18 protein-coding genes and 1 other annotated feature are annotated in these 19265 nt (G+C 39.4%); all 18 genes read left to right on the top strand.

Going from position 1 to position 19265, the window contains the following annotated elements; genetic code table 11:
* Positions 1–7 precede the first annotated feature (7 nt).
* The 18 genes from sigH (at position 8) to rplC (ending at position 19238) form a co-directional block, all read left to right on the top strand.
* Entirely contained in the window at positions 8–706 is a 699-nt protein-coding gene (gene sigH / locus ACFSUL_RS09705) for an RNA polymerase sporulation sigma factor SigH (protein ID WP_377934892.1), read from the top strand.
* A 229-nt stretch (positions 707–935) separates the two neighbouring features.
* Positions 936–1082, top strand: coding sequence for a 50S ribosomal protein L33 (gene rpmG / locus ACFSUL_RS09700; protein ID WP_084778514.1), 147 nt, complete (start codon positions 936–938; stop codon positions 1080–1082).
* 36 nt (positions 1083–1118) lie between these two features.
* Positions 1119–1298, top strand: a complete 180-nt coding sequence (gene secE / locus ACFSUL_RS09695) for a preprotein translocase subunit SecE (RefSeq protein ID WP_071413668.1) — start codon at positions 1119–1121, stop codon at positions 1296–1298.
* Positions 1299–1637: 339 nt separating this feature from the next.
* Positions 1638–2171: a transcription termination/antitermination protein NusG gene (nusG, locus tag ACFSUL_RS09690; RefSeq protein ID WP_071413667.1), complete on the top strand. Its 534-nt coding sequence runs from the start codon at positions 1638–1640 to the stop codon at positions 2169–2171.
* Between the two features lie 177 nt (positions 2172–2348).
* Positions 2349–2774, top strand: a complete 426-nt coding sequence (gene rplK, locus ACFSUL_RS09685; RefSeq protein WP_377934868.1) for a 50S ribosomal protein L11 — start codon at positions 2349–2351, stop codon at positions 2772–2774.
* Between the two features lie 129 nt (positions 2775–2903).
* Positions 2904–3605, top strand: coding sequence for a 50S ribosomal protein L1 (gene rplA, locus ACFSUL_RS09680; protein WP_071413665.1), 702 nt, complete (start codon positions 2904–2906; stop codon positions 3603–3605).
* Positions 3606–3655: 50 nt separating this feature from the next.
* Positions 3656–3805, top strand: a sequence feature (ribosomal protein L10 leader region).
* A 38-nt stretch (positions 3806–3843) separates the two neighbouring features.
* The gene (rplJ, locus tag ACFSUL_RS09675; RefSeq protein ID WP_071413664.1) at positions 3844–4344 is read left to right on the top strand and encodes a 50S ribosomal protein L10; all 501 of its coding nucleotides are present in this window, start codon (positions 3844–3846) and stop codon (positions 4342–4344) included.
* A gap of 52 nt (positions 4345–4396) precedes the next feature.
* Positions 4397–4759 (top strand): 50S ribosomal protein L7/L12, encoded by a 363-nt coding sequence (gene rplL, locus ACFSUL_RS09670; RefSeq protein WP_071413663.1) that lies wholly within the window; start codon positions 4397–4399, stop codon positions 4757–4759.
* Positions 4760–4839: 80 nt separating this feature from the next.
* Entirely contained in the window at positions 4840–5448 is a 609-nt protein-coding gene (locus ACFSUL_RS09665) for a class I SAM-dependent methyltransferase (protein WP_377934864.1), read from the top strand.
* Positions 5449–5681: 233 nt separating this feature from the next.
* Positions 5682–9239: a DNA-directed RNA polymerase subunit beta gene (gene rpoB, locus ACFSUL_RS09660; protein WP_377934862.1), complete on the top strand. Its 3558-nt coding sequence runs from the start codon at positions 5682–5684 to the stop codon at positions 9237–9239.
* A 51-nt stretch (positions 9240–9290) separates the two neighbouring features.
* Positions 9291–12890 carry a DNA-directed RNA polymerase subunit beta' gene (gene rpoC, locus ACFSUL_RS09655; RefSeq protein WP_377934860.1) on the top strand — a complete coding sequence of 1200 codons (3600 nt, stop codon included), beginning with the start codon at positions 9291–9293 and terminating at the stop codon, positions 12888–12890.
* A gap of 170 nt (positions 12891–13060) precedes the next feature.
* On the top strand, positions 13061–13309 hold the full coding sequence (locus ACFSUL_RS09650) for a 50S ribosomal protein L7ae-like protein (RefSeq protein WP_071413659.1): 249 nt from the start codon (positions 13061–13063) through the stop codon (positions 13307–13309).
* Between the two features lie 100 nt (positions 13310–13409).
* Positions 13410–13829: a 30S ribosomal protein S12 gene (rpsL, locus tag ACFSUL_RS09645; protein WP_071413658.1), complete on the top strand. Its 420-nt coding sequence runs from the start codon at positions 13410–13412 to the stop codon at positions 13827–13829.
* Positions 13830–13876: 47 nt separating this feature from the next.
* Positions 13877–14347 (top strand): 30S ribosomal protein S7, encoded by a 471-nt coding sequence (gene rpsG / locus ACFSUL_RS09640; RefSeq protein ID WP_071413657.1) that lies wholly within the window; start codon positions 13877–13879, stop codon positions 14345–14347.
* A gap of 53 nt (positions 14348–14400) precedes the next feature.
* Complete coding sequence (gene fusA, locus ACFSUL_RS09635; RefSeq protein ID WP_377934857.1) at positions 14401–16479, top strand: elongation factor G; 2079 nt, start codon at positions 14401–14403, stop codon at positions 16477–16479.
* A gap of 130 nt (positions 16480–16609) precedes the next feature.
* Positions 16610–17800: an elongation factor Tu gene (tuf, locus tag ACFSUL_RS09630; RefSeq protein ID WP_377934855.1), complete on the top strand. Its 1191-nt coding sequence runs from the start codon at positions 16610–16612 to the stop codon at positions 17798–17800.
* A 462-nt stretch (positions 17801–18262) separates the two neighbouring features.
* Positions 18263–18571 carry a 30S ribosomal protein S10 gene (rpsJ, locus tag ACFSUL_RS09625; protein ID WP_071413654.1) on the top strand — a complete coding sequence of 103 codons (309 nt, stop codon included), beginning with the start codon at positions 18263–18265 and terminating at the stop codon, positions 18569–18571.
* 34 nt (positions 18572–18605) lie between these two features.
* The gene (gene rplC, locus ACFSUL_RS09620) at positions 18606–19238 is read left to right on the top strand and encodes a 50S ribosomal protein L3 (RefSeq protein WP_071413653.1); all 633 of its coding nucleotides are present in this window, start codon (positions 18606–18608) and stop codon (positions 19236–19238) included.
* Positions 19239–19265 lie beyond the last annotated feature (27 nt).

The raw sequence follows: 19265 nt of genomic DNA, 5'->3' as shown, positions 1-19265 counted from the left end.
TTCAGTCATGTATAATAATTCTATCTATTGTTTTGCGCTGGGGGGGATACGTGTGAGCAATATCATCAGATTGGGATTAGGGAATAATAAGTTTGGAGAGATGGATGATGAGCAAATAATAGAGTCTGTTCATCAAGGGAACAGTGAAGCATTGGACTTTTTGATAAAAAAGTATCGGAATTTTGTACGTGCAAAAGCTAGATCCTATTTTTTAATTGGTGCAGATAAGGAAGACATTGTTCAAGAAGGTATGATTGGGCTGTATAAAGCGATTCGTGATTATAAAGAGGACAAGCTCACTTCTTTTAAAGCGTTTGCAGAATTGTGTATTACGAGACAAATCATAACGGCAATTAAGACAGCCACAAGGCAGAAGCATATACCGCTGAATTCCTACGTCTCTTTAGACAAGCCGATCTACGATGAGGAATCGGACCGCACCCTGCTAGATGTAATATCCGGAGCAAAAGTTACAGATCCAGAGGAATTAATTATTAGTCGAGAAGAATTTGATAATATGGAAGATAAAATGGCACAGCTTCTAAGTGATCTTGAAAGGAAAGTACTGGCCCTCTATTTAGATGGACAATCTTATCAAGAAATTTCAGAAGAACTTCATCGTCATGTGAAATCAATAGACAACGCCTTACAACGGGTAAAGCGAAAGCTTGAACGCTACTTGGAAGTTCGAGAATTTACACTGTAGTGTCTGGTTACAGACGTTTCCGCTTTTTGAGTATGTCTAGTTCGAGCGGCTAGAGACTCAATGCTACAAGCCGAGTATCCCAAAAAGGTAAAAAGCGCCTTTCCGGGATACTCATCTTATGCTTGTCGCCTCTGAATGAGCCGCTTCCACTTTTCAAGAGTTATTGACATGGAAGGGTCCCCGTGTTATTTTTTTGGTAGGACTTAATTCATACACACAGGTGAAAAGTATGTCAAATAAATTGATTTTAGCATGTAGTCAATGCGGATCTAGAAACTATTCAGTTCCTGGAAAACGCAGTCAATCTGATAGATTAGAGCTTAAAAAGTTTTGTGCTAAATGCAACATGCACACAATCCATAAAGAAACCAAGTAAGTCATCGTATTGATATAAGTTGGAGGTTACAAACGAATGATAAAGTTCTTTCGTAATGTTTCATCGGAAATGAGAAAAGTTAGCTGGCCAAAGCGGAAAGAATTGACTCGTTATACAATTACGGTTATTACAACTGTCGTATTTGTAGCAGTGTTTTTCGCTGTTATTGATTTAGGGATTTCTGAATTAATGCGTGTTATTATTGGTTCTAAATAAGAGGCTGCTAGATTTTTATTGTATATATAAATAAAAAGCATGGTATAATGAACATTAATAGAGTACATGTCCTTAAGCCCGTTTTACGGGTTTTTTCATTTGCTTTTAAAATTGTTAACTATTCGTTTGTGAATAACTCCATTATCAAAGCGGTTTGCGTCTAGCTACAGCGCCTAGCCTCTCGAGGTCATAAGCTGATTACCCCAGAAAGGAAAAAACGCCTTTTGGGGATGCTTGTCTTATGCTATGTCTGAGTCTAATCAAGGCGCTTCCGCTTTTGTTTTTTGGAGAAAAAGGTATTCGATTATAAAAGGAGGGACGGACGTTTAGTCCTATGAAATGGAGAAGAATTGGTATGTTGTCCATACTTATTCAGGTTACGAAAACAAGGTGAAAGCTAACCTTGAGAAACGTGTAGAGTCAATGGGGATGCAAGATAAAATTTTCCGTGTAGTCGTACCTGAAGAAGAAGAAACAGAAATTAAGAACGGTAAAAAGAAAGTAGTGAAGAAAAAGGTATTTCCTGGTTATGTTATTGTAGAAATCGTCATGACAGATGATTCTTGGTATGTTGTCCGCAATACACCAGGTGTAACTGGTTTCGTTGGATCATCCGGAGGTGGGTCAAAACCGACACCATTACTTCCTGAAGAGGTAACGAATCTTCTTAAACAGATGGGAATGCAAGAGAAAAAGGTTGATGTTAACTTTGAACTTGGTGAGACTGTAAAAGTTAACGAAGGCCCTTTTGCAAATTTCTCTGGATCTATCGAAGAAATAGATGCTACGAAAACAAAAGTGAAAGTGCTTGTCAATATGTTTGGAAGAGAAACACCGGTTGAGCTTGACTTCACACAAATTGACAAATTATAATGGAAAAGAACTTGAAATCATTCAAGAAAAATGATAATATTTCTAAAGTCAGTGCGTCAATACAAAACGATACTGAAATTGATTATAGTTCTTTATGTTGATAAAGACATTATTTAAATGAGTGGGAGGGTAAAAAAACCCTACTAACCACATCACGGACTTAAGGAGGTGTGTCTCGTGGCTAAAAAAGTAATTAAAATGGTTAAATTACAAATTCCTGCTGGTAAAGCTAATCCAGCTCCACCGGTTGGTCCTGCATTAGGTCAAGCTGGTGTTAATATCATGGGATTCTGTAAAGAGTTTAATGCTCGTACAGCAGACCAAGCTGGTTTGATTATTCCTGTAGAAATTACGGTATTTGAAGACCGTTCATTTACATTCATCACTAAAACTCCACCTGCTGCTGTTCTTCTTAAAAAAGCAGCTGGTATCGAGTCAGGTTCAGGCGAACCAAACAGCAAAAAAGTTGCAACATTACAGCGCGACAAAGTACGTGAAATTGCTGAAACAAAAATGCCTGACCTAAACGCAGCTAGCGTTGAAGCGGCTATGCGCATGGTAGAAGGAACTGCGCGCAGCATGGGTATCGTTATCGAAGATTAATCGATACTCAAAAGCTTTTCTAAATTGTTCCTGATGAACGAGGTTGCGATGATGAAATGATATTTTCACTCGCAACCTTATTTCGTGGGAGGTTATTCCGCTAAAACCACATTCGAGGAGGATATTATAATGGCTAGAAAAGGTAAGAAATTTCTTGAAGCTCAAAAACTTGTAGAACGTACTCAAGCTTATTCAGTAGAAGAAGCAATTGAATTAGTAAAGAAAACAAACACAGTAAAATTTGATGCAACTGTAGAAGTAGCATTCCGTCTTGGTGTAGATACTCGTAAGAACGACCAACAAATCCGTGGAGCGGTTGTGCTTCCTAATGGAACTGGTAAAACGCAATCTGTTCTTGTATTTGCTAAAGGTGAGAAAGCGAAAGAAGCGGAAGCTGCTGGAGCAGACTTCGTTGGAGATGCAGATTTAATCAACAAAATCAACCAAGGTTGGTTTGAATTTGATGTTATCGTTGCGACACCAGATATGATGGGTGAAGTTGGTAAACTTGGTCGTGTATTAGGACCTAAAGGTTTAATGCCAAACCCTAAAACTGGTACAGTAACGTTTGATGTAGATAAAGCGGTTAAAGAAATTAAAGCTGGTAAAGTTGAATACCGTGCAGATAAAGCTGGTAACGTACATGTTCCAGTTGGTAAAGTTTCTTTTGATAACGAAAAACTTATCGAGAACTTCACGACTATGTATGATACCATTCTTAAAGCAAAACCATCAGCTGCTAAAGGAACTTACGTGAAAAACGTTTCCGTAACTTCAACTATGGGACCTGGAATCAAAGTGGACCCATCAACTTTTGTAGTTAAGCAATAATTGGTATTGACTTTATAAAAGCTATTTAATATAATTAGTTCTGTTGTAAAAAAACAATTACATTTGTACCGTAGACAGTAGGTGTTCTATTTAGAACTTAATTCCCTGCCGAGGTAATTGCGATAAAATATCCGCTTGCGAAAGTGGGTTTGCAATGCTCCTATGTCTACTTTAGAAATAGGAGCATTTTTATTGGACGGTATAAATGTTCATCAGTAAATCTACAGGAGGTGTAATGATGAGCAGCATTCTTGAACAAAAGAAACAACTCGTTGAAGAGATCTCTGAGAAATTTAAAAACAGTGTGTCTACTATTATTGTTGACTACCGTGGATTAAATGTATCTGAGGTTACAGAACTTCGTAAACAACTTCGTGAAGCTGGTATCGACTTCAAAGTTTATAAAAACTCAATGACACGTCGTGCGGCTGAAGATGCTGGTTTTGAAGGGTTAGGAGAAGTCCTTACAGGCCCTAATGCCGTTGCATTCTGTAACGAAGAGGTTGTAGCACCTGCAAAGATCCTAAATAACTTTGCGAAAGATCACGAAGCTCTTGAAATTAAAGCTGGTATCATCGAAGGTACGATTACTTCAGTTGAAGAAGTTAAAGCAATTGCTGAACTTCCTTCTCGTGAAGGACTTCTTTCTATGGTTCTCAGTGTGTTACAAGCACCAATCCGCAACTTCGCATTGGCAACAAAAGCAGTTGCAGACCAAAAAGAAGAGCAAGGCGCGTAAGTTAAAGCAAGTCATATAAACTAGCAAACATATATTTAAGGAGGAAATAATAATGAGTAAAGAGCAAATCATTGACGCGATTAAAGAAATGTCCGTTCTTGAATTAAACGATTTAGTTAAAGCAATTGAAGAAGAATTTGGAGTAACTGCTGCTGCACCTGTAGCTGTAGCTGGTGGAGCTGCTGGCGACGCTGCTGCTGAAAAAACTGAATTTGATGTAGTACTTGAAGGTGCTGGATCTCAAAAAATTAAAGTTATCAAAGTTGTTCGTGAAATCACTGGTCTTGGACTTAAAGAAGCGAAAGAACTTGTTGATAACACTCCAAAAGCTCTTAAAGAAGGTGCTTCTAAAGAGGAAGCTGAAGAACTTAAAGCTAAGCTTGAAGAAGTTGGAGCTGCTGTTGAAGTTAAGTAATAACAATATAGATAGAAAGCTCGCTTCTTAAGCGAGCTTTTTTCTACTTTTTAAACATAACGTATATGGAGTGGTTATTTATGACGAATCACTATTACTCACAGCAACCTAATGTGGAGAGTAACCCTCAATTTGTAGACTTCCAATTACGTGGTCACTCGTTTCGTTTTAAAACAGATCAAGGTGTGTTTTCTAAAAAGGAAGTAGACTTTGGTTCAAGAGTATTAATTGAAAGTTTTGTTGCTCCTCGTGTAGAAGGGCCTTTCTTAGATGTTGGCTGTGGATATGGACCAATTGGGCTGTCGGTAGCGAAAGCGGAAAAGGACCATATTGTTCATATGATAGATGTAAATGAACGAGCACTGGCTTTAGCGAAAGAAAACGCAAATTTCAACAACGTGAAGAATGTGGAAGTCTATTATAGTGAAGTGTTTAGTAAGGTGAAAGAAAATAGATTTGCTGCTATTATAACTAACCCGCCTATTCGTGCTGGTAAAGAAGTGGTGCATAGCATTCTTGCAGACAGTTACAATTACTTAGGTGAAAGTGGAGAAATTTGGGTCGTCATTCAAAAGAAACAAGGTGCTCCATCGGCAATGGATAAGCTCGAAACTGTCTTCGGAAACGTAGAAATCGTCGCCCGAAAAAAGGGTTACTATATACTAAGATCAATAAAAGAAATTCGTTGACGTAGTAAAAGTGCTATGTTAACATTATAAAATGCAAAAATATTATTTTCCGGAATTATGTCTGTATGTATATATACTGGATATATTGGAAAAGATTATAAAATAATAGCTCGTCATGTGAAATTGAGGTTTTATCAATAAAACCCTTTTTCTTTTTGCCTTGAGTAGACAAGTGTCACTACAATAAGGGCATATAGACGCAACCATAACGCTTGATTTGAGGGGTGAATCAGTTGACAGGTCAACTAGTTCAGTATGGACGACACCGCCAACGCAGAAGTTTTGCGCGTATCAGTGAAGTTTTAGAATTACCAAATCTAATCGAGATCCAAACATCCTCCTATCAGTGGTTTCTTGATGAGGGGTTAAGAGAAATGTTCCGTGACATTTCTCCGATTGAGGACTTCACTGGTAATCTCTCCTTAGAGTTTATCGACTATAGTTTAGGAGAGCCAAAATACTCGGTGGAAGAATCAAAGGAACGAGATGTAACTTACTCTGCACCGCTTAGAGTAAAAGTCCGTCTTGTGAACAAAGAAACTGGAGAAGTAAAAGATCAAGACGTATTTATGGGTGACTTTCCGCTAATGACGGAAACTGGAACGTTCGTTATTAATGGAGCCGAACGTGTTATCGTATCTCAGTTAGTTCGTTCACCTAGTGTTTACTTTAGTGGAAAAGTAGATAAGAACGGAAAAAAAGGGTTCACTGCTACCGTCATACCAAACCGCGGAGCTTGGCTGGAGTATGAAACAGATGCAAAAGATGTAGTACATGTGCGAATTGATCGAACTCGTAAAATGCCGGTAACGGTCCTTTTACGTGCCCTTGGGTTTGGCTCTGATCAAGAAATCATCGATTTAGTTGGTGATAACGAGTACATTCGTAACACACTTGAGAAAGACAACACAGAGACTTCCGAGAAAGCATTACTTGAAATTTATGAGCGCCTTCGTCCTGGAGAGCCTCCGACAGTAGAGAATGCGAAGAGTCTTCTTGTATCCCGCTTTTTTGATCCGAAACGTTACGACTTAGCAAATGTTGGACGTTATAAGATGAATAAAAAGCTAGATATTAAGAACCGTTTATTTGGGCAAACTCTAGCAGAAACGCTTGCAGATCCTGAAACTGGAGAAATTCTTGCAGAAAAGGGCACTGTGCTAGATCGTCGCATGCTAGATAAGGTAATCCCATATCTTGAAAAAGGTATTGGTTTCAAAACACTTCAACAAACTGGCGGAGTGTTGGAAGAAGATGTTCTTCTTCAATCTATTAAAATCTACTCTCCTAATGAAGAAGGAGAGCAAGAGATTAATGTAATTAGTAATGCTTATGTAGAAGAGGAAATTAAATATATTACACCTGCAGATATCATATCTTCTATTTCTTACTTCTTTAATTTGTTACATGGAGTAGGATTGACAGATGATATTGACCATTTAGGTAACCGTCGTTTACGTTCGGTTGGTGAACTGCTTCAAAATCAATTCCGTATTGGTTTGTCGCGTATGGAGCGAGTTGTTCGTGAAAGAATGTCTATTCAAGATACGAACACAATTACTCCACAACAACTGATAAATATTCGTCCTGTAATTGCTTCTATTAAAGAATTCTTCGGGAGCTCCCAGTTATCACAGTTTATGGACCAAACGAATCCGCTTGCAGAATTAACGCATAAACGTCGTCTCTCTGCATTAGGACCAGGTGGTTTAACTCGTGAACGTGCTGGATTTGAAGTACGTGATGTTCACTATTCTCACTATGGCCGTATGTGTCCAATTGAAACGCCAGAGGGTCCAAACATCGGTTTGATAAACTCACTTTCATCTTTTGCGAAAGTGAATCGTTTCGGATTCATCGAAACACCTTACCGACGAGTAGATCCTGAAACAGGTAGAGTAACATCTCGTATTGATTACTTAACGGCTGACGAGGAAGATAACTATGTAGTCGCTCAGGCCAATTCTCGCCTTGATGACAATGGTGCATTCATGGATGAGGAGGTCATTTCACGTTTCCGCGGTGAAAATACTGCAGTGAAGCGAGAAAGAATTGACTATATGGACGTTTCTCCTAAGCAGGTAGTATCTGCTGCGACAGCGTGTATTCCATTCTTAGAAAACGATGACTCTAACCGTGCACTAATGGGAGCAAACATGCAGCGTCAAGCAGTACCTTTGATGAATCCAGAATCGCCGATTGTTGGTACTGGTATGGAACACGTATCAGCAAGAGATTCTGGAGCAGCTGTGATTTGTAAACATGACGGTATTGTAGAGAAAGTAGAAGCGAAACAAGTTTGGGTAAGACGTGTGAAAGAAATTGACGGTCAAGAGGTAAAAGGTGACCTTGATAAATATCGTATGCAAAAATTCATTCGTTCTAACCAAGGAACATGTTACAACCAACGTCCTATCGTTAGCGAAGGAGATCGTGTAACAAAAAGAGAAATCCTTGCTGATGGTCCTTCTATGGAGAAAGGTGAACTTGCTCTAGGAAGAAACGTTATGGTTGGTTTTATGACGTGGGATGGTTATAACTATGAAGATGCAATTATTATGAGTGAACGTCTTGTAAAAGATGACGTTTATACATCTATTCATATTGAAGAGTATGAGTCTGAGTCCCGAGATACGAAATTAGGGCCAGAAGAGATCACTCGTGATATTCCAAATGTCGGAGAAGATGCATTACGTAATCTTGACGAACGTGGAATCATTCGCATTGGGGCAGAAGTGAAAGATGGAGATTTACTTGTTGGTAAAGTTACGCCAAAAGGTGTTACGGAATTAACAGCTGAAGAAAGATTATTACACGCAATCTTTGGTGAAAAGGCTCGTGAAGTACGTGATACATCACTCCGTGTGCCGCATGGTGGTGGAGGAATTGTCCTTGATGTAAAAGTCTTCAACCGTGAGGATGGAGATGAATTACCACCAGGAGTAAACCAATTAGTTCGTGCATACATTGTTCAAAAACGTAAGATCCACGAAGGGGATAAAATGGCAGGACGCCATGGTAACAAAGGTGTTATTTCGAAAATTTTACCTGAAGAGGATATGCCGTATCTACCCGATGGAACACCGATTGATATCATGTTAAACCCACTTGGTGTACCGTCTCGTATGAATATTGGACAGGTTCTTGAACTTCATTTAGGTATGGCAGCTCGATACTTAGGTATCCATGTTGCATCCCCAGTATTTGATGGTGCTCGTGAGGAAGATGTATGGGCAACAATTGAAGAGTCTGGAATGGCAAGAGATGCTAAGACAATACTTTATGATGGTAGAACAGGTGAACCGTTCGATAACCGTGTATCTGTTGGTATCATGTACATGATCAAACTAGCACACATGGTTGATGACAAACTTCACGCTCGTTCAACAGGTCCATATTCACTTGTTACGCAACAGCCTCTTGGCGGTAAAGCACAGTTTGGTGGACAACGTTTCGGTGAAATGGAAGTTTGGGCTTTAGAGGCGTATGGTGCAGCTTATACACTCCAAGAAATCCTTACTGTGAAATCGGATGATGTTGTTGGACGTGTTAAAACGTACGAAGCCATCGTTAAAGGTGAAAACGTACCAGAACCTGGAGTTCCTGAATCATTCAAAGTATTGATTAAAGAACTTCAAAGTTTAGGCTTAGATGTTAAAATCCTTTCAGGTAACGAAGAAGAAATTGAAATGCGTGACTTAGAGGATGAAGAAGAATCACAGCAAGCAGACACACTAAATGTTGCTGAAACCAATGAACAAGAGTCAGAGACAGTAGGGTCTAAGGAATAGATTTTAAGCAATAAGGGTTAGAACCTGTAGATTAAAAGGGAGGTAGGCCCCTTGCTAGATGTTAATAACTTTGAATACATGAAGATTGGGCTTGCTTCCCCTGATAAGATCCGTTCTTGGTCTTTCGGGGAAGTAAAGAAGCCTGAAACGATAAATTATCGTACATTAAAGCCAGAAAAAGATGGATTGTTTTGTGAACGTATTTTTGGTCCACAAAAGGACTGGGAATGTCATTGCGGAAAATACAAACGTGTACGCTATAAAGGTGTAGTTTGTGACCGCTGTGGTGTTGAGGTAACAAAAGCGAAAGTTCGCCGTGAACGTATGGGACATATCGAACTTGCTGCTCCTGTATCTCATATTTGGTATTTCAAAGGGATTCCAAGTCGTATGGGTCTTGTTTTAGACATGTCCCCTCGTGCATTGGAAGAAGTTATATACTTCGCTTCTTATGTAGTGACGGATCCTGGCGATACTGCTCTCGAAAAGAAACAACTTCTATCTGAGAAAGAGTATCGTGCTTATCGTGAGAAATACGGTGTGAAATTCCAAGCTGCTATGGGTGCAGAAGCAATTAAAAAGTTGTTAAAAGATATTGATCTTGATAAAGAAGCAGATTTCTTGAAAGAAGAATTGAAAACTGCACAAGGTCAACGTAGAACGCGTGCAATTAAACGTTTGGAAGTTGTGGAATCTTTTAGAAATTCAGGAAACGATCCAGATTGGATGATCCTTGATGTTCTACCTGTTATTCCTCCAGAGCTTCGTCCAATGGTTCAGTTAGATGGTGGGAGATTTGCGACATCTGATTTGAACGATTTATATCGCCGCGTTATTAACCGGAACAACCGTTTAAAACGTTTATTAGATTTAGGGGCACCGAGCATCATTGTTCAAAATGAAAAGCGTATGCTTCAAGAAGCAGTAGATGCTTTGATTGACAATGGTCGTCGTGGTCGTCCAGTAACTGGACCGGGTAATCGTCCACTTAAATCTCTTTCCCATATGCTAAAAGGGAAGCAAGGACGTTTCCGTCAAAATCTATTAGGTAAACGTGTAGATTATTCTGGTCGTTCGGTTATCGTTGTAGGACCAAACCTTAAGATGTATCAATGTGGTCTTCCTAAAGAGATGGCTCTTGAATTATTCAAACCATTTGTGATGAAAGATCTTGTTGAAAAAGGATTAGCACATAACATTAAGAGTGCAAAACGTAAAATTGAACGTGTTCAGCCAGAAGTTTGGGATGTACTTGAAGAAGTAATTAAAGAGCATCCTGTGTTATTAAACCGTGCACCAACACTTCATAGACTTGGAATCCAGGCATTTGAGCCGACACTAGTAGAAGGACGTGCTATTCGCCTCCATCCGCTAGTATGTACTGCTTATAACGCCGACTTTGATGGAGACCAAATGGCAGTTCACGTACCATTATCATCAGAAGCTCAAGCTGAAGCACGTATGCTTATGCTAGCTGCCCAAAACATTCTAAACCCTAAAGATGGGAAACCAGTTGTTACACCATCACAGGATATGGTATTAGGTAACTACTACTTAACTTTAGAACGTGAAAATGCAGTTGGTGAAGGAATTATCTTCAGTAATGCTGATGAAGCGTTATTAGCATATCAAAATGGATATGTTCATTTGCATACTCGTGTAGCGATTAATGCAGGTACATTGAACAATAAAACATTTACTGAAAAACAAAATAACCAATTGTTATTAACAACAGTTGGTAAAATAATTTTCAATGAAATTTTGCCTGATTCATTCCCGTATATGAATGAACCGACGAAAGAAAACTTAGAGGTGGCCACACCAGAAATGTATTTCGTTGATGCTGCGGCTGATGTAAAGGAAGAATTTAAAAAACGTGAACTTATCAACCCGTTTAAAAAGGGCTTCCTTGGAAACATCATTGCTGAGGTATTCAAACGATTCCAAATTACTGAAACTTCCCGCATGCTGGATAAAATGAAGAGCTTAGGTTTCCGTTATTCAACAAAAGCAGGTATCACTGTTGGTATCGCGGATATCGTTGTATTAGCGGAAAAAGAAGAAATTCTTCATGAGGCACAAGGGAAAGTTGACAATGTTCTAAAGCAATTTAAACGTGGACTAATTACGGAAGATGAAAGATATGATCGGGTTATCTCTATATGGAGTGCTGCGAAAGATACAATTCAAGGCAAGCTAATGGCAACGCTTGATAAACGCAACCCAATCTTCATGATGAGTGATTCTGGTGCACGTGGTAACGCGTCCAACTTCACTCAGCTTGCGGGTATGCGCGGACTAATGGCCAACCCGGCTGGACGTATCATTGAGTTACCGATCAAGTCAAGCTTCCGTGAAGGTCTAACCGTTCTAGAATACTTTATTTCCACACATGGTGCTCGTAAAGGTCTTGCCGATACAGCACTAAAAACAGCTGACTCAGGTTACTTAACTCGACGCCTAGTAGATGTTGCTCAAGATGTTATCGTACGTGAAGAGGATTGTGGAACAGATAGAGGTCTTCTTGTAGGAGCAATTAAAGAGGGCAACGAAACAATTGAACCGCTTGATGAACGTTTAATTGGTCGTTACTCACGTAAAACATTGCGTCACCCTGAAACACAAGAAGTTATGTTAAGTGAGAATCAGTTGATTACAGAAGACTTGGCTAAGGCTGTTGTTGATGCTGGTATTGAAGAAGTATCTATCCGCTCGGCATTCACATGTAACACTAGACATGGTGTCTGTGAGAAGTGCTACGGCACTAACTTAGCTACTGGTTCTAAAGTAGAAGTCGGGGAAGCGGTTGGTATTATCGCTGCTCAATCTATCGGTGAGCCTGGTACACAGTTAACAATGCGTACTTTCCATACCGGTGGTGTTGCAGGAGACGATATCACACAAGGTTTACCTCGTATCCAAGAGATCTTTGAAGCACGTAACCCTAAAGGTCAAGCAGTTATTTCCGAGATTGATGGGGTCATCACTTCTATTTCAGAAGGAAAAGACCGTCAATATGAAATAACAGTACAAGGTGACGTGGAAACTAGATCTTACACAGCTCCTTATACAGCTCGTTTGAAATATGGCGTAAACGATAGGGTTGTACGTGGTCATGGAATCACAGAAGGTTCTATCGATCCAAAAGAACTTCTTAAAGTTCGTGATGTTTCAGCTGTACAGGAATATCTGCTTCGTGAAGTACAAAAAGTATACCGTATGCAAGGGGTAGAAATTGGAGATAAACACGTAGAAGTAATGGTTCGTCAAATGCTTCGTAAAGTTCGTGTAATCGATGCTGGTGAAACAGATGTTCTTCCAGGAACATTGATGGATATCCATCAATTTAGAGATGCTAATGAAAATGCCATACTTAAAGGTACGACACCTGCAACGGGTCGACCAGTATTACTTGGAATTACAAAAGCATCACTTGAAACAGACTCCTTCTTATCTGCTGCTTCCTTCCAAGAAACAACTCGTGTGTTGACGGATGCAGCAATTAAAGGAAAACGTGACGAGTTACTTGGATTAAAAGAAAATGTTATCATTGGTAAGCTTGTTCCTGCGGGTACTGGTATGCAGCGTTACCGTAATGCAGAACCTGTATTAACGGAAGATGATAGTGCAGAAACAGTAACAGTAGAGTAATCTATGTTGAGCTAACTCTTTAGATAAGAGTCATCATCACTGAAACTCTCTATCTTGAGAGTTAGCTCTTTTAAATCTTTTGTTTTCTTTGTTGACAATGAAAATATAAGATGATAATATATTCAAGGTTGCTCCTATTAATACTCCTGTAACTTTGGAGGATGTAAAAAATGTCTTATGAAAAAGTATCACAGGCCAATGAGATTATTGTAGGAACAAAACAAGCGGTTAAAGCTCTGAAAAATGGTCATGTACTAGAAGTTGTTATTGCGGAAGATGCTGATTCGAAAATAACTTCAAAAATAGTGCAGGCTGCTAACGATCATAACGTAAAGGTGACATCGGTGGATTCAATGAAAAAGCTGGGGAAATCTTGCGGCATTGATGTAGGAGCTGCAGCTGTTGCGATCATACAGTAAAATAGTTTTTGTAGATCGTTTTCTGCAAAAACTTTACTTTTACCCAAAAATGAACCACCTGGATGTGTGGGCTTAACAAATAAGAAGGGAGGAAAACAAAATGCCTACTATTAATCAATTAGTACGTAAACCTCGTCAATCAAAATCAACAAAGTCAAACTCACCTGCGCTTAATAAAGGCTATAACAGCTTTAAGAAAGCACAAACTAATGTGACTTCTCCACAAAAGCGTGGTGTTTGTACTCGTGTTGGTACAATGACACCGAAAAAACCGAACTCAGCGTTACGTAAATATGCTCGTGTTCGTTTAACTAACGGAATTGAGGTTACTGCATATATTCCTGGTATCGGCCACAATTTACAAGAACATAGCGTTGTTCTAATTCGTGGTGGACGTGTAAAAGATTTACCAGGGGTACGTTACCACATCGTACGTGGTGCGCTTGATACTGCTGGTGTAGAAGGACGTATGCAAGGCCGTTCTAAATACGGTACAAAACGCCCTAAAGCTAAAAAATAATGAAATCAACTTAACGAATAGAACTTTCGTTGAAAGGAGGAAAACACATGCCACGTAAAGGTCCTGTAGCAAAAAGAGACGTATTACCAGATCCAATTTATAATTCTAAGTTAGTTACTCGTCTAATCAACAAAATTATGATAGACGGTAAAAGAGGTAAAGCGCAAAAGAAACTTTACGCTGCGTTCGATTTAATTAGCGAGCGTTCAGGTAAAGATGCAATGGAAGTATTCGACCAAGCTCTTAAAAATATCATGCCGGTATTAGAAGTAAAAGCTCGTCGTGTAGGTGGTTCAAACTACCAAGTACCAGTGGAAGTTCGCCCTGAGCGTCGTACTACATTAGGTCTTCGTTGGTTAGTAAACTACTCTCGTCTTCGCGGTGAGAAGACGATGGAAGAGCGTTTAGCTAACGAAATTCTTGATGCAGCAAACAACACTGGAGCTTCTGTTAAAAAGCGTGAAGATACACACAAAATGGCTGAAGCAAATAAAGCATTTGCTCACTATCGTTGGTAATCTTTCGTTTTATATAAAACAATTATACTCATATTAGGAAGGAGAAAGACCACATGCCAAGAGAGTTCTCCTTAGAAAACACTCGTAATATTGGGATCATGGCTCATATCGATGCGGGTAAAACAACTGCAACTGAGCGTATCCTTTTCTATACTGGACGTATTCATAAAATTGGTGAAACTCATGAAGGTGCCTCTCAAATGGACTGGATGGAGCAAGAGCAAGAACGTGGTATTACAATCACTTCTGCTGCGACAACAGCCCAATGGAAAGGCCATCGTATTAACATCATCGATACTCCGGGACACGTAGACTTCACAGTAGAAGTTGAACGTTCCCTTCGTGTTCTTGATGGAGCGGTAGCTGTTTTAGATGCACAATCTGGTGTTGAGCCACAAACAGAAACTGTTTGGCGTCAGGCTACAACTTACGGAGTTCCACGTATCGTGTTCGTTAACAAAATGGACAAAATGGGTGCGGACTTCATCTATTCATTAGGTACACTAAACGAACGTTTGCAAGCTAATGCTCATGCGATTCAGTTACCTATTGGTGCAGAAGATGATTTTGAAGGAATCATTGATCTTGTGGAAATGAAAGCTTATTTCTACGAAGATGACTTAGGAACACGTGCGGAAGCTCGTGATATTCCTGAAGAATACAAAGATCAAGCAGAAGAATATCGCGGAAAATTAATTGAAGCGATAGCTGACTTTGATGAAGAACTAATGATGCGCTACTTAGAAGGTGAAGAGTTTACAACGGATGAGTTGAAAGCAGCTATCCGTCAAGCTACACTTTCTGTAGAATTCTATCCAGTTCTTTGTGGTTCAGCATTCAAAAATAAAGGTGTTCAATTAATGATTGACGCTGTTATTGATTATCTTCCTGCTCCAACGGATGTTGAAGATATTAAAGGTATTATCGCTGACACAGAAGAAGAGATTACTCGTCCTTCTTCAGACGATGCTCCTTTCTCAGCTTTAGCATTTAAAGTTGCAACGGATCCATATGTAGGTAAACTAACATTCTTCCGTGTATATTCAGGTACACTAGATGCAGGTTCCTACGTGAAAAACTCTTCAAAAGGTAAGCGTGAGCGTGTAGGTCGTATCCTACAAATGCATGCAAACTCTCGTGAAGAAATTTCAACTGTATATGCAGGGGATATTGCTGCAGCAGTTGGATTAAAAGATACAGGAACTGGAGATACACTATGTGCTGAAAAGGATAACGTTATCCTTGAATCAATGGAGTTCCCAGAACCAGTTATCTCATTATCTGTTGAGCCTAAATCAAAGGCTGACCAAGATAAAATGACTACTGCTCTACAAAAATTACAAGAAGAAGATCCAACATTCCGTGCGCATACAGATCAGGAAACTGGTCAGGTTATCATTGCTGGTATGGGTGAACTTCACCTAGACATCATTGTTGACCGTATGAAACGTGAATTCAAGGTTGAAGCAAATGTTGGTGCTCCACAAGTATCTTACCGTGAAACTTTCCGCTCTGAAGCGAAAGTTGAAGGTAAATTTGCTCGTCAATCCGGTGGTCGTGGTCAATTCGGTCACGTTTGGATTGAATTTGGACCTAACGAAGAAGGTAAAGGGTTTGAATTCGAAAACAAAATCGTCGGTGGTGTGGTTCCTCGTGAATACATCCCTGCGGTACAAGCTGGATTAGAAGATGCAATGAACAACGGAGTACTAGCTGGATATCCACTAGTGGATATCAAAGCTCGTCTTGTTGATGGATCATACCATGATGTCGATTCTTCTGAAATGGCATTTAAAATTGCTGCATCAATGGCACTTAAGAACGCTGCGTCAAAATGTAACCCAGCAATCTTAGAACCAATGATGAAAGTAGAAGTTGTTATGCCTGAAGAATATCTTGGAGATATTATGGGAGATGTCACTTCTCGTCGTGGACGTGTAGAAGGTATGGAAGCTCGCGGTAACGCTCAAGTTGTTAAAGCATTCGTACCACTATCTGAAATGTTTGGATATGCTACTTCGCTACGTTCTAACACACAAGGACGTGGAACATATTCTATGCACTTCGATCACTATGAAGAGGTTCCTAAATCAATCTCTGAAGAAATCATCAAAAAAAATAAAGGTGAGTAATTGATTTCTCATCTTTTATGAAGTATAACTACTAATGTAAGCAATGGCAGTTTTGAAGATGGTAGCTTACCATCTTCAAGGTTCCATATAAAATACTTATTTCTTTTTAAAATTAAAGGAGGATTTCCAAATGGCTAAGGAAAAATTCGATCGTTCCAAATCACATGCTAATATCGGTACAATTGGTCACGTTGACCATGGTAAAACTACATTAACTGCTGCTATCACAACAGTTCTTCATAAGAAATATAATCGTGGTTCAGCAATGGCATATGACCAAATTGATGGTGCTCCAGAAGAAAGAGAACGTGGTATCACAATCTCTACTGCACACGTTGAGTATGAAACAGATACTCGTCACTATGCACACGTTGACTGCCCAGGACACGCTGACTATGTTAAAAACATGATCACTGGTGCTGCTCAAATGGATGGCGGAATCCTAGTTGTATCTGCAGCTGATGGCCCAATGCCACAAACTCGTGAGCACATCCTTCTTTCTCGTCAAGTAGGTGTACCTTACCTAGTTGTATTCATGAACAAATGTGACATGGTAGACGACGAAGAATTACTAGAACTAGTTGAAATGGAAGTTCGTGATCTTCTTTCTGAATATGACTTCCCTGGTGACGATATTCCAGTAATCAAAGGTTCTGCTCTTAAAGCTCTTGAAGGAGAAGCAGAATGGGAAGAAAAAATCTACGAACTTATGGATGCAGTAGATGAGTACATCCCAACTCCAGAACGTGACACTGACAAACCATTCATGATGCCAGTTGAGGATGTATTCTCAATCACTGGTCGTGGAACAGTTGCAACTGGTCGTGTTGAACGTGGACAAGTTAAAGTAGGAGACGAAGTTGAGATCATTGGTCTTGCTGAAGAGTCTGGTAAAACTACTGTAACTGGAGTAGAAATGTTCCGTAAACTTCTAGACTATGCAGAAGCTGGTGACAACATCGGTGCCCTTCTTCGTGGTGTAGCTCGTGAAGATATTCAACGTGGACAAGTTCTTGCTAAACCAGGAACAATCACTCCACACACTAACTTCAAAGCAGAAGTTTATGTTCTTTCTAAAGAAGAAGGTGGACGTCATACTCCATTCTTCTCAAACTACCGTCCTCAGTTCTACTTCCGTACAACTGATGTAACTGGTATTTGTAATCTTCCAGAAGGCGTAGAAATGGTTATGCCTGGAGATAACATTGAAATGACTGTTGAATTAATTTCTCCAATCGCTATTGAAGAAGGTACTAAGTTCTCTATCCGTGAAGGTGGACGTACTGTAGGTGCTGGAGTAGTAGCAACTATTCAAAAATAATAGCTTATATAACATGAAGCAGTTGGATGTTTAGTCCAACTGCTTTTTTTATGGAAAAAATTAAACTATGTACCTATGCGCATGTCGAATCGAAATAGCCACCTTTTGCTCCAAGTCTATTAGTTCCTCCTGAAATGAAACAAATCCTAATACTTTCTTCTATAATAACTATATGTCACTCGATTCTTATATATGCGAAAAAAGATAAATATTGCGAATATAATTCATACACTTGAAATTATATAGAGAGATTTGTATAATAGTAAAAGTGTGCAAAGCACAAACGTTATGCAATTAAAACTTGCATAATTCTTGTGACTTAGTTATAATAGACAATGTTGGTCTTTCACAGCGATGAAATGGAAGGTTGCTGACACACCCGGCCGCTTTGCCATGGCGAGTGTGTGGGAAATTTCCGTGGAGAATGTCTATTTAAAAATAGGCGATAAAGGAGGGAAAATAATGGCAAAACAAAAAATTCGTATCCGTTTAAAAGCGTATGATCATAGAATCCTTGATCAATCAGCAGAGAAAATTGTTGAAACAGCTAAACGTTCTGGTGCAACGGTTTCTGGACCGATCCCATTACCAACTGAGAAATCAGTTTATACAATTCTTCGTGCTGTGCACAAATACAAAGATTCTCGTGAGCAATTCGAAATGCGTACGCATAAACGTTTAATCGATATTGTTAACCCAACACCACAAACAGTTGATGCTCTAATGCGTTTAGACTTACCGTCTGGTGTAGATATTGAAATTAAACTTTAATCTTATAAAAACATATTATTAGGAGGTGTGACTTATGACCAAAGGAATCTTAGGAAGAAAGATTGGTATGACTCAAGTTTTTGCTGAGAACGGCGATCTTATCCCTGTAACAGTTATTGAAGCAGCTGAAAACGTTGTTCTTCAAAAAAAATCTGCTGAAGTTGATGGCTATACTGCTATCCAAGTTGGTTTTGAAGATAAACGTGAAAAGTTATCTAACAAGCCAGAGAAAGGCCACGTTGCTAAAGCAGAAACTGCTCCTAAGCGCTTCATCCGTGAAATTCGCGGAGTAAACGTAGAAGAGTACGAAGTTGGTCAAGAAGTCAAGGTAAATATTTTCGCTGAAGGCGATATTGTAGATGTAACAGGAATCTCAAAAGGTAAAGGATTCCAAGGTGCGATTAAACGTCATAACCAATCTCGTGGACCAATGTCCCATGGTTCTCGTTATCACCGTCGCCCTGGTTCAATGGGTCCTGTTGATCCAAACCGCGTATTTAAAGGTAAATTATTACCTGGACGCATGGGTGGAGATCAAATCACGATTCAAAACCTTGAAATCGTAAAAGTGGATGCAGAACGCAACCTTCTTTTAGTTAAAGGTAACGTACCTGGTCCTAAAAAAGCATTATTAAAAGTGAAATCTGCAATCAAAGCAGCTAAATAATAAGACTTCTCAGGAAAGGAGGAAACA

The organism is Bacillus seohaeanensis, assembly GCF_042684945.1.
Classification (GTDB): Bacteria; Bacillota; Bacilli; order Bacillales; family Bacillaceae_B; genus Rossellomorea; species Rossellomorea seohaeanensis.
Note: the sequence above shows the minus strand (reverse complement) of the source record. Positions and strands in the feature narration are given on the sequence as shown.

Excerpts from the sequence above, each read along its gene's own strand:
- rpsL (WP_071413658.1), top strand. The coding sequence starts at position 13,410 with ATGCCTACTATTAATCAATTAGTACGTAAACCTCGTCAATCAAAATCA.
- rpmG (WP_084778514.1), top strand. The coding sequence starts at position 936 with ATGTCAAATAAATTGATTTTAGCATGTAGTCAATGCGGATCTAGAAAC.
- rpsJ (WP_071413654.1), top strand. The coding sequence starts at position 18,263 with ATGGCAAAACAAAAAATTCGTATCCGTTTAAAAGCGTATGATCATAGA.
- rplJ (WP_071413664.1), top strand. The coding sequence starts at position 3,844 with ATGAGCAGCATTCTTGAACAAAAGAAACAACTCGTTGAAGAGATCTCT.
- nusG (WP_071413667.1), top strand. The coding sequence starts at position 1,638 with ATGGAGAAGAATTGGTATGTTGTCCATACTTATTCAGGTTACGAAAAC.
- ACFSUL_RS09650 (WP_071413659.1), top strand. The coding sequence starts at position 13,061 with ATGTCTTATGAAAAAGTATCACAGGCCAATGAGATTATTGTAGGAACA.
- rplC (WP_071413653.1), top strand. The coding sequence starts at position 18,606 with ATGACCAAAGGAATCTTAGGAAGAAAGATTGGTATGACTCAAGTTTTT.
- rplA (WP_071413665.1), top strand. The coding sequence starts at position 2,904 with ATGGCTAGAAAAGGTAAGAAATTTCTTGAAGCTCAAAAACTTGTAGAA.
- sigH (WP_377934892.1), top strand. The coding sequence starts at position 8 with ATGTATAATAATTCTATCTATTGTTTTGCGCTGGGGGGGATACGTGTG.
- rpsG (WP_071413657.1), top strand. The coding sequence starts at position 13,877 with ATGCCACGTAAAGGTCCTGTAGCAAAAAGAGACGTATTACCAGATCCA.
- ACFSUL_RS09665 (WP_377934864.1), top strand. The coding sequence starts at position 4,840 with ATGACGAATCACTATTACTCACAGCAACCTAATGTGGAGAGTAACCCT.
- secE (WP_071413668.1), top strand. The coding sequence starts at position 1,119 with ATGATAAAGTTCTTTCGTAATGTTTCATCGGAAATGAGAAAAGTTAGC.
- tuf (WP_377934855.1), top strand. The coding sequence starts at position 16,610 with ATGGCTAAGGAAAAATTCGATCGTTCCAAATCACATGCTAATATCGGT.
- rplL (WP_071413663.1), top strand. The coding sequence starts at position 4,397 with ATGAGTAAAGAGCAAATCATTGACGCGATTAAAGAAATGTCCGTTCTT.
- fusA (WP_377934857.1), top strand. The coding sequence starts at position 14,401 with ATGCCAAGAGAGTTCTCCTTAGAAAACACTCGTAATATTGGGATCATG.